Source organism: Euzebyella marina, from assembly GCF_003687485.1.
Taxonomy (GTDB): Bacteria; Bacteroidota; Bacteroidia; order Flavobacteriales; family Flavobacteriaceae; genus Euzebyella; species Euzebyella marina.
Genome location: NZ_CP032050.1, coordinates 1,801,744 through 1,816,285, shown reverse-complemented (window position 1 = coordinate 1,816,285; position 14,542 = coordinate 1,801,744). Strand labels below are relative to the sequence as shown.

Genomic DNA, 14,542 nt, shown 5'->3' with positions numbered 1-14,542 from the left:
AAAGGACAAATGAAAACTATATTATTCAGTCTTCCGGGAAACCAAGAACTCACGGAATTGTTAGCGGAGAAAATGAAAGCGGAAATCGGGGAATGCACCATACGCAAGTTTCCAGACGGGGAATCCTACACGCGTATCCTTTCCGATGTGAAAGACAAATGTGTGGTCATGGTCTGCACCTTGCACGAACCCGATGAAAAACTATTGCCATTGTATTTTTTAAGCCACACCGCAAAATCTTTGGGCGCTATGTGCACTTGCTTGGTGGCTCCCTATTTGGCCTATATGCGACAGGACAAGGTCTTTGATGAAGGGGAAGGCGTCACCTCTAGCTTTTTCGGGAAATTGATTTCAGGTTTTGCCGATAGCATCACGACCATTGACCCCCATTTGCATAGAATACATATGTTGGGCGAGGTATACAATATTCCGAACAGGGTCATTCATGCAGCGGACGAAATCTCCAAATACATCAAGAAGAACATTCATAATCCGGTACTTATCGGGCCCGATTCCGAAAGTGAGCAATGGGTTTCCGATGTGGCAAAAAAAGCGGGAGTACCCTTCACGGTGTTACAAAAGGTCCGCCATGGCGACCGTGATGTTGAAGTTTCTGTTCCCGATGTAGATAAATATAAGGAAGCGACGCCAGTTTTAGTAGACGACATCATTTCTACGGCCCGGACCATGATAGAAACTACGGAACATTTGAAAAGTACGGGAATGAAACCTGCAATATGCATTGGTATTCATGCCGTATTTTCAGGAAATGCCTATCAAGATTTGTGGGACGCTTATGTGGAGGACATCATTACCTGCAACACGATTCCACATCAGTCCAATAAAATTGATTTGAGCGATGTGATCGCCAAGGAAGTAAAAGAGTTGATGCACCACATATGAAAATAGGATTACACTTAATAGTATTCGTTTTTATGATTTTTTCCGCATACCCACAAGATAAAATGCTAATCGGACAATTGTCCGATAGAAGGGTGGTACGGGAAAATTTTGATAAAAATGGAGACTTTCTGAACAAGCAAACTTTTAAATCCGGAAAGCTAAAAGTAGTCAATGGTTACTATGAAATTATTGTCACAACCGAGCTTTTTGATAAAAAAGGTACCCCGACCGATAAATATACCACCACTTACCGATGCAAACCGGATGAATCCAGTATTTTGGTAATGGCATTTCCGTTTTCAAACCCAAAATCAAAGGAAACCGAAATCAATACAGTGTCCAAAAATTTCAAAGAACTCTATGATCTAGCGAACTTGGAGAATGTTGAACTCGAAATGAGCTTTGATTCGGGATTGTTGAACTTCCTTGGTTCCAACAGTAAGATTAAAATTTATGACCGCGTGTTGGAATCTAACGGAAATGGGAAAATAATCAAATCCAAAATCAATATTAAGGCCTATGCCATTGGTATACGAATTAAACAATTGGACTATGTTGCAAGTGAAAAACTTACAAGTGAGAACTTGTTATCATTCCAGAAATTTACCGAGAAAGACGGCAGCTATTTTACGATGACATACAAATAATAAATGATGAGAAACTATGACACCCTATCAGAGGCAATAAATGATTTACAGATCAGGGGATATACCTATGATTTTAATTTGGCCCCCGACTGTATAAAATGTGCTTCATTGGAATTGGAAATCCATCCCGAAGATTTTGATGTGGATGAAACCCATCGTTTTGAAGGTATGAGCAGTACGGACGATAACAGTGTTCTTTATGCCATTTCATCAAAAGATGGTATAAAGGGGCTTTTGGTAGATGCCTATGGGGTCTATGCTGAAAATATCTCGGAAGCAATGCGAAAAAAATTACGATAACCCTTAAATAGAATACTATGGACAATCACGAAGAGCAAAAGAACAAAAAAATGGACCATTTCAAAATGAATCACGACAAAGATGACCATTCAAAAATGGATCACTCGAAAATGGACCACTCAAAAATGGAAGATCCAAAATCCGACGACCATAGCAAGATGGATCACGGTTCTGGCGACCATTCAGGTCATAATCCAGGTCACGGTCAAATGGGACACGACCATCACAAAATGATGATTGCCGATTTTCGAAAACGGTTTTGGGTAACGCTCGTGCTGACCATTCCCATATTGTTCTTCTCGCCAATGATACAGGAGTTTTTCGGATATGAATTTCTCTTACCAGGAAACCCATATATCCTATTTGCACTTTCCACCGTAGTGTATTTCTATGGTGGCTGGCCATTTTTAAAAGGATTTTGGTCAGAAATAAAGAAGGGTTCACCAGGAATGATGACCCTAATTTCTATGGCTATTAGCGTCGCCTACTTTTATAGTACCGCTACAGTATTCGGTTTACGTGGTGAAGATTTTTTCTGGGAACTTTCAACACTGATCGCAATTATGCTTTTAGGCCATTGGATAGAAATGAAAAGTGTGCTAGGTGCATCAAAAGCCTTACAGTTATTAGTAAGTATGATGCCAGCCGAAGCCCACAGGGTAAAGGGTGATACTATAGAGGATATTCCCTTGGAAGATTTGTTAAAAGACGATGTGATTTTAGTAAAGCCTGGTGAAAAAGTTCCTGCTGATGGGATTATAGTAGATGGTTCGAGTTACTTAAATGAATCAATGCTTACAGGGGAATCCAAGCCCGTGAAAAAAGATGAGAACGACAAAGTAATTGGTGGCTCAGTAAACGGCAATAGCACCTTAAAGGTTAAGGTAGAACATACCGGAAAGGACAGTTATCTCAACAAAGTAATCACAATGGTTGAGGAAGCGCAAAAGACCAAATCTAAAATGCAGAACCTTTCTGATAGGGCCGCAAAATGGTTAACCTACATTGCGTTAGCGATTGGCTTTGGGACATTAGCTGTTTGGCTCATTTTAGGCTTCCCTTTTGTATATGCCTTAGAGAGAATGGTAACGGTTATGGTTATCGCTTGCCCACACGCATTAGGACTTGCCATTCCGTTAGTTGTTGCTATATCTACCGCCGTATCTGCCCAAAATGGCTTATTGATAAGGAATCGAACAGCTTTTGAAGAATCCCGAAAAATATCAGCTTTATTGTTTGATAAAACCGGAACATTGACAAAAGGTGATTTTGGTGTCACAAGAGTTGAATCGGTTAAACAAGAATATTCAACAAAAGAAATCTTAAGGCTTTCAAGTGCTTTGGAACAGAGCTCGGAACATCCTATTGCAGTTGGAATTATAAAAAAGGTCAAAGAAGATAATATTACAATCCCGAAGCCAGAAAACTTTAATGCCATTACTGGTAAAGGTGTAGAGGCCAATGTGGAAGGTAAGCAAGTGAAAGTAGTAAGTCCGGGTTATTTAAGGGATGAAAAAATCACTATACCTGAAGATGCCTATAGTGACGCTGCTGAAACTGTTGTTTTTATATTAATCGATGGACAGCTAGCAGGATACATTGCTCTTGCCGATGAAATAAGACCAGAATCTGCGGAAGCTATCAAAATATTCAAAAAGAATAATATCAAAGTTTTGATGGCCACAGGTGACAATGAAAAAACTGCAAAAGCCGTTAGCGATAAATTAGGTTTGGATGGCTATTATGCCGAGGTACTACCCCATCAAAAAGTGGAAATCGTAAAAGAGTTGGAAAGCAAAGGAGAGTTTGTGGCCATGACGGGCGATGGGGTCAATGACGCACCTGCATTGGCACAAGCCAACGTTGGAATAGCTGTGGGCTCCGGCACCGATGTCGCTGCGGAGACTGCGGACATTATTCTAGTGAACAGTAACCCACAGGATATTGCCAATTTGATTTTGTTCGGCAAGGCCACCTACAACAAGATGATCCAGAACTTGATATGGGCCACCGGCTATAACGTGGTCGCCATCCCATTGGCAGCAGGTGTTTTGTACTCATCAGGCTTTGTACTGGGTCCCGCAGTTGGTGCCGTGTTTATGAGTTTAAGCACCATTATTGTAGCCATTAACGCCCAATTGTTGAAAAGAAAAATTGGGAAAAAGTAATGAATAGAAAGGACAAACTCAACAGGATATTTTTAGTTCTGTTAAGTTTATTTGTGGTAATGCTCGGGTACGGTATTTTACTGCCTACCCTTCCGTATTACACGGAAAGACTGGCTCTAAAAGACAATCTGGATACGGACCTTATCAACTTCCATATAGGAATGTTGACCAGTATTTATCCGTTGTTCCAGCTCTTGTTCGTTATCGTCTGGGGCAAGCTTTCCGATAAATACGGCCGTAAACCTATAATACTATTGGGGCTTGTAGGTTTTATAGTGATGAACTTGCTAACGGGTCTTGCCACTTCCCTGTCGATGCTCTATATGGCCCGTATCATAGGGGGCATCTTTACGTCAGCGGTCATTCCCGTCAGTAATGCCTATTTAAGTGATATTACCTCAGAAAAGCGAAGGACCAAAATAATGGCCTGGTCCGGGGTCGCTATCAGTTCCGGTGTGATATTTGGCCCTGTTCTGGGGGGATTTCTGTCGCAAACGAACCTTCACTATACATACTCTTTTGGAGTGTTCCACCTAGACCGTTTTTCGGTTCCCTTTATTTTGGCCGCTCTTTTGGGCTTTGTGGTATTGCTGATAATCATAAAATGGCTAAAGAATACGGAAGTAAAAAGTCGTATTGCTTCTGAGGTAGTCAAATTCAGTTTTTCCCTTAGTAACTATTTTATCATTTTGTTGCTTTTATCCTTTGTGATGCAGTTCGTGGTTACCCTGTTTGAGACCGTGTTTTCAATTTATGGGAAGGATGAGTTGGCCTTTACAACCAATCAGGTGGGTATTGGTTTTATGCTTTGTGGTTCCGTGATGGCCGTTTTGCAACCGGTATTCGCAACCTATGGCAAAAAAATATTGACCTCTAAACAGCAAATAACATTGGGGTTATTGATATCGGGTGTTTCGTTAATCGTCTTCCCTTTTGTGAGTGGTGAACTATACATTTATGTTACTATAATAATTTTCGCAGCCGGGGGAGCCATGGTGACACCAAACCTGCTTTCGGCAGTTTCTTTGATATCCAAGGAAAACACGGGAAGGAATATATCCATTCAAAGTTCCACGAACAGTATCGGTCAAATTTTGGGTCCGGTATTGGGGACTTGGCTGATTGCCGGAGGGTTTTATTATCCTTTCATCATTGCCGGAGTAACCGTTTTGGTTTCTATGGGATTGGTTTATTTTTTGAAGCAACAAGATAAAGAGGTTAATCAGATCTTATTGGCCGACCAGCATAAAAAAGGGTAGCGATGGATTATAAATGGAAAATTGAAAAACATACTAAAACAGCGTTTCAAAATGCTAAAGACAATTCAAAATATGTTGAATTGGTCCGTTCGGGAGAAGACTATTTTTTAAGGCTGGAAAAGTTAATCGATAAGGCGGAAAAGGAAATCCATTTACAGACCTACATTTTTGAAAACGATGAAACAGGAAACCGTATAGCCTCCTGCTTAAAGAAAGCCGCTCAACGAAAAGTAGAGGTATATGTCTTATTGGATGCCAATGGTAGCGCTGCATTACCCAATAGTTTTGCCCAGGATTTGGTACAGCATGGTATTTTACTTCGCTTTTTTTCGCCATTATTCTCCTTGAACAATTTTTATATCGGTAGGCGGATGCACCATAAAATTGCGGTCGCCGATGAAAAAATAGCACTGATAGGCGGAATCAATATTGCCGATAAATACCGCGGAACCAAGGCTTCTAAACCTTGGTTGGACTATGCCGTTCAGTTGAATTGCCCGGCAGCTAAGAATCTACAAATATTGTGTAGCGATTATTTTTATAAAAGGGGAAGCTCAAAAAAAATACCACCCGTGTTACATTCGGCAGGTAGCGCACTCGTGGGAATTTTACAAAACGACTGGCTGCAGCGAAAAACGGAAGTCTGTGATGCCTACACGAACGCCTTCATTTATGCCAAAGAGGAAATAGTAATCGTGAGCTCGTATTTTTTACCTGGAAACAGATTGGCAAAGGCTTTGAAAAAGACGTGTAAAAGAGGAATAAAAACAACGGTGATCTTAGCGGGTATTAGCGATGTGCCGTTGGTGCGTAGGGCCACCGAACATTTGTACTCGTCTTTTCTAGACCATCATATGAGAATTTTTGAATGGAATAATTCCGTAGTACACGGTAAAGCTGCGGTGGTTGACAACAAATGGTCTACCATAGGCTCATTTAACCTGAACAGTCTTAGTTGCTATGGCAGTATTGAAATGAACGTAGAAGTTCACTCGGTCAATTTTGCCAAAATTCTTCGGGCCGACTTTGAAATGGTTATAAGCCAGTGTAGCGAAATTACAAAGGGGAGTCTAAGACAAAGAGCCGGTATATTCAATAAGTTGGGTAATTGGATTTCTTACCAAATGGTACGCACAGCCATGCTTTTTCTAACCTTTCTTCCGCATTTAAGGTTTTTGAAAAATTATAGGTTATAATATGTTGGCAAGTGGTTAAATGGTTTCGCCTCTTTATCTGTCTGTACGGACAAGGCGATAAATCATGAGGCACAACAACTTAAAAAAGGAAATATATAATCGATGATGGAATACAAGTGGAAACTACACTTTGAAAAACACATAAGCAATCAGTAATATTCAAAAACAATAGCAATGACAGATTTAACAACTAGTGCGATTGAGCGCGTCCTCAGAAACAATTACCTCGGCCACTTGGCCTATCTATGGCAAGGGAAGCCTTATTTGATTCCCATCACCTATTATTTTGATCCTGCCGACAATACGATCATTAGCTATACCTCGGATGGCCATAAAATCAATGCGATGCGAAATAACAACTCGGTTACCGTACAGGTAGAAGAAATACAATCGATGTTCAATTGGGAATCGGCCATGGTGCACGGCACATTCGAAGAACTTGAGGGCAATATTGCCAAACAAAAGTTACACCTTTTTACCGAAGGCGTGAAGAGCATTATCCGTAGAAAAGAACGGAGAGAGGTTGAGTTTATCAATGAATTTTCGAGCAAATTATACGAAAGGGGAAATCCGATTGTCTATCAGGTCAAAATACTTGAGATTTCAGGAAAACGACGGGAAACGTAAAGGCAACATCGCTAATTGGATAGACTTTTTTGGCCTTGACAACCCAATAGGTCTAAATTCCAATGCGAGAATCTTATTTGTATTTTGAAATTATATAGTGAATGGCCATTTAAAACAACTTGGAACCTATCTAACTATAGTTCTGTAAAATAGATGTACTAAATGTTAGGATAAGATGTAACTTTATATCAATCAAGTAATGCCAAAACAAACAATTTACATAGTGTCACTTTCCTTGTTGGTTATGTGGTCTTGCAAAAAAGACGACCAAAGTTCACAACAAGTCAACCTTTTGTTTACCGAAAATAATTTAGCAGGAGATTGGAAAAGGATTGCAGAATTTAGAGGGCAACCAAATGATTCATTGGGCATATTGGAGCCCTTGGAAGATTTGTTTGCCCAATTCGAAAATTGCCGAAAAGATGATATTCTCAGATATGTTAAGGGTAACGAGCAAGAAGATAACCGCTATTTCTGGGGAATCGGGGCAATTGCCTGTCATAGCCAGATATCAAAAACTTTCACTGAAATTGGCACTTGGTCTCTCGAAGAATCAGGAAAACTGAGCCATGTTAATTCTAATACAAGTGAATACCATATTGTAATTCAATTAAATGCCCAACAATTACTTGTCAGAAGTGAATCGGATGAAAACGAGACTGGTGGGACTACGTTTGAATTTACGGAGTATGAACGTATAAGATAACATTTATAAAAATATCCAATTGATATTACCTACCATAAAGGGATATTGAATTGTTCTTGAAATTGGCGATGAAAAGCATTCCCTTGTCAAAGTGAATATCTGTTGGATAGAAAATGGCTTCCTTTAATATTTGCAGCAACTTTCCTTGATAATCAAAAATTAATATCCGGTTATTTTCTTGGTCGGTGATGGCTAATTCATTAGTGCTCAAAGCAATGCCGGAGGCCACGTTTATTTTTTCATTTAAGCCGATAGTCTTGATGTGGTTTCCATCAAAATCAAAGACCTGAACCCGATGGTTGTACGCATCGGCCACGAATACCTTACCATCCTTTAGTTTTACATCTATTGGATAATACAATTGGCCCTCATTATGGCCTTGCTTTCCAATAGTATAGCTATAATTTGGTGTCTGAACGATGATACGATGGTTATAGAAATCGGCTACCAGAATGGTATCCCCATATACAGAAACACCCGCCGGGGCCTGTGGTCGTTTGTTGATTTTCAACGGACTGGTTTTACCTTTTTTATATTGCCAGATGGTGTCGGTCAAGAATTCGGGTATGTAAAGTGTTTCCTTATCCATATGGATGTTCATCGGCCGTTGTATCCCCGTGATGGAATCCAACACCTTTCCATTCAGGTCGATTTTATACAAGCGGAAATAATCCGGATCTGAAAACCAAATGGCCTCCTCGTCCTTGGCCAAAGCCAAGGGGCGGGCTTCTTTGGGAAGTATAATTTTCCGTTCGAACTGCCATTGTTCTTTCGTTCTTTCACAACCAGATGTGAGAAGAACCAAAGCAAAAACCGAAAAAATGAATAACTTTCTAAAGTTCATACCAGTAGTTTAAAATCATAAGAGCAAGAATCAGCAAGGTAAATGTCCAGTGAAACCAAGTGTTGATAATGCGTTTCCTTTTGTCGTTTTGGCAGGTTTCCTCTCCACTGCATTTTCTTGAATTTTGAAAATTCCTTAAATGGGCGAACCCAAGGGCACCGGCCGAAAAGATGGTCAGAGAGGGTTGGGCAGGATGTACCCATTCAAAAGTTGAGCCCAAGAAACCAAATCCCGCGCCGACCGATAGCAGAGCAGGCAAAAAACAGCACATCAAGGGAAGAAGGGCGGCAACCAAGCTGCTTCCCAATACCATTTTGGAAATAGTCTTCATAAAACCTATTCGATTTTGGTTAGTACGATGGACCATTGGCCAGAGAGGTTATCATCTTCCTCATCCTGTACCGTTCCGCTTATGGTTGCTGTTCCAACGGTTAATTTTTGTAACAACGCCTTAGGAGTATCCTGCGATACCGAAAATCGTTCATTAGCGGTCTCAATGTACCATTGGCCATCTTCTTTCGTTGCGTTTCCAATTAGGGTCACTTCAGCTTTTTTTGCCGAAAAACCGTTCTTTTTTACCTCTTCCTGAATGCTACGTAATTTAAGTCCGTTCTCGGCAGCCAATCCCATATATGCCTTTCCGTCATTGAGGCTAACACGCACTTCCTGAAGCCCATCCATCTTTTTCAGTCCCCGCTCTAGGCCATAGGCGCAAGGGGCGCAATCCATTCCATACACTTCTTGGTCAACTTTGGTAATTTGCCCCGATGCTGTGCCAATTCCGAACAGACCTATTATCATAATTCTAAATATATTTCTCATTTTATACATTTTTAAAATTCTTGCTTTATAACCAATAGCTTAAGTTTATGGCCAATCGATACCTTTCTTTCACTGCCCCAAGTGTCAAGTCCTGTACGACCGGAAACATCGCACCGAACGATATTCCCCAAGCACCGTAAAGTCCCAGAAAAGAGGGCCCGACCAATACTTTTGTGCTACGCGAATCTGTAAAGTCCATTTGCCCCTCAAATTTATTGTCGCCAGGGAATTCGGCCAACGATTCTATAAAGATGCGCCAATCGGGCTTTGGGTAATCGCCCATAAATATATTGGGGCGATACCCCACTACCGCACTGGCGTAGGGCAGGTCGCCCAATTGTTCGCCATCTTTCTCAAAATAATATTGATAACCACCCCCAATCCATCCATACCAAGTACGCGAGGCATAGCCCGTTGAAATGGCAGCGTGTACCGAGTTGCCCACGTTGACCTGTCCCCTGACATCATCGGTTGGTGCAGAAACGCCCACGATGGCGGTGGACTCAAAACGCTTCCCCACACCAAAAGCATTCGAGAAAAACCGGTACCAAAGGGAAGCCTCAATATCACCGTTGGCGGTCATATTGCTATTGCCCCTTGTCCTTGGTGCATCACCCAACCGTTCTATCATCGTGGGGGTGGTCAGGTTGATCTGCAGGTCTTCCGTAATGCCATAAGAGAACAAGTAGCGCAGCATATATGACGTTTCGGTCTCCGTACCCAGGCTCATCCCGGCCACGTTCAAATCAACCCCGCCTTTGGCAAGGGTCGGGGTCTGTAGCCCATAGAGCGGGCCGTGGCCTTGGGCCATCGCCGTTCCTGATATGGCCAATAACACTATCAATTTAAAATAGCCAATGTTCAGCGATATTTTCGGGAATATTTTGCTAATCATACTTGACCTCTTTTTTAATTATGATTGTCCAATTCCAGCTTCCACCAATTTCGCTTCGGTGATGGCCGAATCCTTACAGCAATCCAAAAGTTCACCGCTCACTACCACAGCGGGAACTTTCTTTATCCCATATTCAGCTATCTTATCAAGACAGGTCTTGTCTTCACATTGCTTGACCAGATCATAGGTCGTTACCTCACATCTACCACAGGCCAGTTCCCTGATCATTTCGACCACCGGATCGCAGACCGGGCAATTGGCCGTAAAAACTTCTACTTGACGTTTCATACTTCTGTTTTTTTTTACTGTTTATATTTCCTTGACTTGTCATTGGATCCAAACAACGAATCAAATGTAGGTCGGTGGGTAGGGTGGTCTCCAAATAAAATTTCAAAAAAAATGACCCACATCGTGTGGGCCATCAAATCGGTTGTGATTGTGGGGGTCAATCATTTTTGTGGTTTTCGAGCTTGGCCTTTAGCGCATCAATTTCCTTCATCTTTTCGGTCAGGTTGTCCAATTCCAAATCCGGAAACTGTTTTCTTATAAATTCGATACGGTCTTCATTACCACAATTTCCGGGGCAGGCCTCAACGGTTTCGGATATTTTTATGGCCAAAGCTTTTCGATAAACTTCGTCCAATAACAGGAAATGGGCTTTATCCAATCCTTTCTGTGCTGCCTTGAACTGTATTAAAATCTTCTCTGGGTCTGTATCTTCATCGAGCATTTTAATGAGGCCACCAATTTGCCCATTGATACTTTGCAACCTCGTTTTTATGTCCTTGCTTAAATCTCGTGGTATCATCGATTTTAAAATTTTGGCAATATATAATTGTACTGGGGGTGCTCTACAAATTTATCCTGAAATTATTCAACAACAACCAGAGCCTTCTTGTATTGGTGGGCAGGCAACCGTCCCATAAGAGCAAAAGACACAGCAATCGCCTTCCTTTGGTCTTAATATTTGATTGCAGTTTTCGCATTCATAGAAAAACTGACAGGCCGTTGTTGGCATTTCCTCCTCTTTCGTATGTCCACATTCGGGACAGGTAATGGTTGAATTTAAAAGGATTCTCTCGTAGTCCATATTATTTTTTCTGAAACAGGTTATAAATAAAATTTTGCTCTGTTTTAAAAGGGGTTTTGTGAATTTTTTCAAAGGATTCCAATAGGGTGAAATCTACTTTAAACAATTCCTTTAGTTTTTCAGGAGAATATTGGGTAATCTCCAATCCACTACATCTTTTTGGACCGGTGGTCGAAAAAGTTGCCAGTATAAAATATGCTCCCGTCTTAAGGGAACGACCTAGTATGTCAATATACTTTAAGATATCTTCTTCCCGTGTGAAGAAATGAAAAGTAGCCCGGTCGTGCCATAACTCAAAGTCTTGGGTCGGTTCAAAATTCAATATGTCCGAATTTATCCACTGCACCTTTGCGGCTGACTTGCCTAATTTTGATTTGGTACGCTGAAGTGCATTTTCTGAAATATCAAGAATGGACAGGTTGTTATAGTCATTTTTCAACAAATGACTTATAAGGTTTGAGTTTCCCCCGCCAATATCAATAATTGAACTATCTTTAGGTAAGTCAAGGGAAGCTATAATATCCAATGAAGTCGAGGGTTTCCCTTCAAACCAACTTACTTCTTCATCACTTTTTCCGGTATAAACCTCTTCCCAGTGCTTTTTAGTGTATTCATCACTTTTCATAAATTTTGATATTTTGTTAAAGCATATAGGGAATATCCGAGGATAATGTTGGATAAGAAAAAATCATCGTCCTTAAATCGTTGATTCTCATCTTGGTCTTTATCGCTATTGCGAACAAATTAATGGTTTCCTCGGCGTTGGGACCAATTAAATGTGCTCCCAGTATCGTATGATCTTCTTTATCGACAATAGTCTTAAAGGCATATTCCTTAACATTCAACCGCTCTGCGTTGAACCAATTGCCCACCTCGTTATAATTGACCTGATATTCGATTTTTTGTGATTTGGCCTCTACCTCGGTCAGACCTACGGCTGCTAATGTTGGCAAAGTGAAAACCACGGAGGGCATCGGTGGATAGCTCACTTTTTTCGTGTTCCCCTTGATGATATTCGAAGCTACAATATGTCCTTCCATAACGGCTACAGGTGTCAGGGGCAGTCCTTTTGAATCTGCCGCATCTCCGGCCGCATAAACATTTGGGTTCGATGCGCTTTGAAGATATTCGTTGACGGCAACCCCTTCTTTTGAAAAGGATATTCCGGACTTGTCCAGCTCCAAATCAAAAATTGCAGGCGGGCGACCGGCCGAATTGAAAACGGTTTCCGTTCTAAATGTCATTTCTTTACCGTCGGTAGTTCCTGTAACTGTATAGTGGTTATCTCTCTTTTCGATTTTAGAAACTTTGGTCGCTAGAACCAGTTTTATTCCCAATTCCTTCGTGGCATTTATCAAGTGTACTACAATATCCTGTTCAAAGTTTTCCAAAGGTCGTTTGCCCCTATGTACAATAGTTACATCGGCACCACAACGGGCGGCGATATGTGCAAATTCAAAGGCGATGTAACCTCCACCAATAAAGAGCAGGGATTGGGGCAGCTCCTTTAGATTGAGGAAATCGGTACTCGAAAGTGCCAAGTACCCACCTTCAAAATCCAGTACCTTTGGTTTTGCGCCCGTTGCAATCACAATCTTGTCGGCTTCGATAGTATCTGTTCCCAACTGTAGGGTATTTTTGGACAGAAATTTTGCCGAAGAATGATAGGTGTCTATATCATTATGCCTGTATCCTTTTTCTATTTTGGGCGGCATTGCATCCACAAAGGATTGTTTGAAGGCCATAATATCCCGCCAATTGACATTGGGAACCGTATCGATACCCTTATCCTTTAAGCGTATTGCAAAATCCCTTACTTCTGTCGCACCGATGATTACCTTTTTGGGGTCGCAACCTCTTAGCGCGCATGTTCCACCATAGGGCAGCTCGTCAGTAACGCCTACCTTAAGGCCTTTGGAAGCACATTTATTGGCAATGGTCATCCCTGCCATCCCGGAACCGATAACAAAAACATCGTACTTTTTCATCTACTCGTTTTCTTTGTTTTCACCATCGATTACTTTATAACCTGTGCTGTTTATCGCTTTTTGGATTGCGGCCAAATCGGTTTTGGTCTTATCATATTCCACTACGGTATTCGCACCTTCGTAACTTGCCTTGACCGATAGTATTCCGTCCAGTTTATTTACCTCGCTCTCTACGTGGGCTTCACACCCTGCGCAGGTCATTCCCTCAACAGTAAAAGTGTACTTTACGATATTGGATTGCGAGACATAAATAACATCCTTACTGGGCTGTGCATAAAATAAATTGGAGTAATAGGGGAATGCCAGCATCAATCCTGCGAAAACGGTAACTATTAAAAGAAAGCTTTTGGATTGCCAAAAGGAGGGTTTTACATCATCCTCACAGGCACAGTCAATTTCCTCCTGCGTTTTTGGTCGTAGTTTCTGATACCAGGCAAAGACCAATACGAAGATAGTGATGCCGATAAGATAAGGTCGAAATGGTTCCACCCAAGAAAAGGTAGATGCGATGCCAGTGGTTCCGGCAATCAATGCCAAAACCGGGGTTATACAACATATTGATGCCGCTATGGCTGTCAATATTCCTGCATAGGCTACCTTGTTCGAGGTTTTTCCTGTTTCCATTTTATGCTACCTTTTTATTTTTCTGAATTTTGGTAAATACATTTTCCAATACCTCATTGTGATTCTGGACCAATGAATAATACAGGGTCTGCCCCTCACGTCTTGAAGTAATCAATCCCACATCCTTCATTTTACGGATATGCTGCGAAATCGCAGGGACACTCATTTCAAGTATATCGGCAAAATCGCAGGGACAAAGCTCACCTTCCTCGTTCAACAGGAATAGTATCCTTAATCGCGTTTCGTTACCGGCCAGGGCTAGCACTTTGCTGATTTCGACAATCGCCTCTGAGTTTGTTCCCAAGGTTTCGCGACAGCGCATTAACTGCTTTTGGTCGGCCTCCGCACGTGTACAACTTAATTCTGGTGCCATAGTACTGTTTTTGACAAAGGTATAATAATATAATTATTTAAGCAAATACTTAAATAATATTATCCATCGATGCTCTTTTAAAATCACACCTTACTTAAGT

The 14,542-nt window shown here is 41.3% G+C and carries 19 protein-coding genes; 8 read left to right on the top strand and 11 right to left on the bottom strand.

The features are described from left to right. The first annotated feature begins 9 nt into the window (after positions 1 to 9). From D1013_RS07515 to D1013_RS07480, 8 genes are all read left to right on the top strand, one after another. Positions 10 to 903, top strand: coding sequence for a ribose-phosphate pyrophosphokinase (locus D1013_RS07515; protein WP_121848260.1), 894 nt, complete (start codon positions 10 to 12; stop codon positions 901 to 903). Further along, the gene (locus tag D1013_RS07510) at positions 900 to 1,550 is read left to right on the top strand and encodes a hypothetical protein (protein WP_094997471.1); all 651 of its coding nucleotides are present in this window, start codon (positions 900 to 902) and stop codon (positions 1,548 to 1,550) included. Before D1013_RS07515 ends, D1013_RS07510 begins: the two co-directional genes overlap by 4 nt. A 6-nt stretch (positions 1,551 to 1,556) precedes the next feature. Next, positions 1,557 to 1,850, top strand: coding sequence for a phosphoribosylpyrophosphate synthetase (locus tag D1013_RS07505; protein ID WP_094997470.1), 294 nt, complete (start codon positions 1,557 to 1,559; stop codon positions 1,848 to 1,850). Between the two features lie 65 nt (positions 1,851 to 1,915). Beyond that, complete coding sequence (locus D1013_RS07500) at positions 1,916 to 4,018, top strand: copper-translocating P-type ATPase (RefSeq protein WP_121850656.1); 2,103 nt, start codon at positions 1,916 to 1,918, stop codon at positions 4,016 to 4,018. Further along, positions 4,018 to 5,277, top strand: coding sequence for an MFS transporter (locus D1013_RS07495; RefSeq protein ID WP_121848259.1), 1,260 nt, complete (start codon positions 4,018 to 4,020; stop codon positions 5,275 to 5,277). The genes D1013_RS07500 and D1013_RS07495 overlap by 1 nt, the downstream gene beginning before the upstream one ends. Before the next feature lie 2 nt (positions 5,278 to 5,279). Further along, positions 5,280 to 6,473 carry a phospholipase D-like domain-containing protein gene (locus D1013_RS07490; RefSeq protein WP_121848258.1) on the top strand — a complete coding sequence of 398 codons (1,194 nt, stop codon included), beginning with the start codon at positions 5,280 to 5,282 and terminating at the stop codon, positions 6,471 to 6,473. 174 nt (positions 6,474 to 6,647) lie between these two features. Further along, a complete protein-coding gene (locus tag D1013_RS07485; protein WP_067035861.1) occupies positions 6,648 to 7,100 on the top strand; it encodes a pyridoxamine 5'-phosphate oxidase family protein in 453 nt (150 codons plus the stop codon). Between the two features lie 199 nt (positions 7,101 to 7,299). Then, complete coding sequence (locus D1013_RS07480; RefSeq protein WP_162987832.1) at positions 7,300 to 7,806, top strand: hypothetical protein; 507 nt, start codon at positions 7,300 to 7,302, stop codon at positions 7,804 to 7,806. Between the two features lie 25 nt (positions 7,807 to 7,831). Here D1013_RS07480 and D1013_RS07475 read toward each other — a convergent pair whose 3' ends face one another. The 11 genes from D1013_RS07475 to D1013_RS07425 form a co-directional block, all read right to left on the bottom strand. Then, positions 7,832 to 8,650, bottom strand: coding sequence for an NHL repeat-containing protein (locus D1013_RS07475; protein WP_121848256.1), 819 nt, complete (start codon positions 8,648 to 8,650; stop codon positions 7,832 to 7,834). Then, complete coding sequence (locus D1013_RS07470; RefSeq protein WP_162987831.1) at positions 8,640 to 8,981, bottom strand: hypothetical protein; 342 nt, start codon at positions 8,979 to 8,981, stop codon at positions 8,640 to 8,642. The genes D1013_RS07475 and D1013_RS07470 overlap by 11 nt, the downstream gene beginning before the upstream one ends. A gap of 5 nt (positions 8,982 to 8,986) precedes the next feature. Continuing rightward, a complete protein-coding gene (locus tag D1013_RS07465; RefSeq protein WP_121850655.1) occupies positions 8,987 to 9,472 on the bottom strand; it encodes a heavy-metal-associated domain-containing protein in 486 nt (161 codons plus the stop codon). A 25-nt stretch (positions 9,473 to 9,497) separates the two neighbouring features. Then, complete coding sequence (locus D1013_RS07460; RefSeq protein ID WP_225621506.1) at positions 9,498 to 10,367, bottom strand: hypothetical protein; 870 nt, start codon at positions 10,365 to 10,367, stop codon at positions 9,498 to 9,500. Positions 10,368 to 10,385: 18 nt separating this feature from the next. Continuing rightward, the gene (locus D1013_RS07455; protein WP_094997464.1) at positions 10,386 to 10,655 is read right to left on the bottom strand and encodes a thioredoxin family protein; all 270 of its coding nucleotides are present in this window, start codon (positions 10,653 to 10,655) and stop codon (positions 10,386 to 10,388) included. Positions 10,656 to 10,812: 157 nt separating this feature from the next. Next, positions 10,813 to 11,175 carry a metal-sensitive transcriptional regulator gene (locus tag D1013_RS07450; protein ID WP_121848254.1) on the bottom strand — a complete coding sequence of 121 codons (363 nt, stop codon included), beginning with the start codon at positions 11,173 to 11,175 and terminating at the stop codon, positions 10,813 to 10,815. A 66-nt stretch (positions 11,176 to 11,241) separates the two neighbouring features. Beyond that, positions 11,242 to 11,457, bottom strand: coding sequence for a GDCCVxC domain-containing (seleno)protein (locus D1013_RS20510; RefSeq protein ID WP_094997462.1), 216 nt, complete (start codon positions 11,455 to 11,457; stop codon positions 11,242 to 11,244). A gap of 1 nt (position 11,458) precedes the next feature. After that, complete coding sequence (locus D1013_RS07440; protein ID WP_094997461.1) at positions 11,459 to 12,082, bottom strand: class I SAM-dependent methyltransferase; 624 nt, start codon at positions 12,080 to 12,082, stop codon at positions 11,459 to 11,461. A 16-nt stretch (positions 12,083 to 12,098) separates the two neighbouring features. Further along, a complete protein-coding gene (locus D1013_RS07435) occupies positions 12,099 to 13,445 on the bottom strand; it encodes a dihydrolipoyl dehydrogenase family protein (RefSeq protein ID WP_121848253.1) in 1,347 nt (448 codons plus the stop codon). Beyond that, a complete protein-coding gene (gene merTP / locus D1013_RS07430) occupies positions 13,446 to 14,069 on the bottom strand; it encodes a mercuric transport protein MerTP (RefSeq protein WP_121848252.1) in 624 nt (207 codons plus the stop codon). A gap of 1 nt (position 14,070) precedes the next feature. Continuing rightward, positions 14,071 to 14,442 carry an ArsR/SmtB family transcription factor gene (locus D1013_RS07425; RefSeq protein WP_094997458.1) on the bottom strand — a complete coding sequence of 124 codons (372 nt, stop codon included), beginning with the start codon at positions 14,440 to 14,442 and terminating at the stop codon, positions 14,071 to 14,073. Between the last annotated feature and the right edge of the window lie 100 nt (positions 14,443 to 14,542).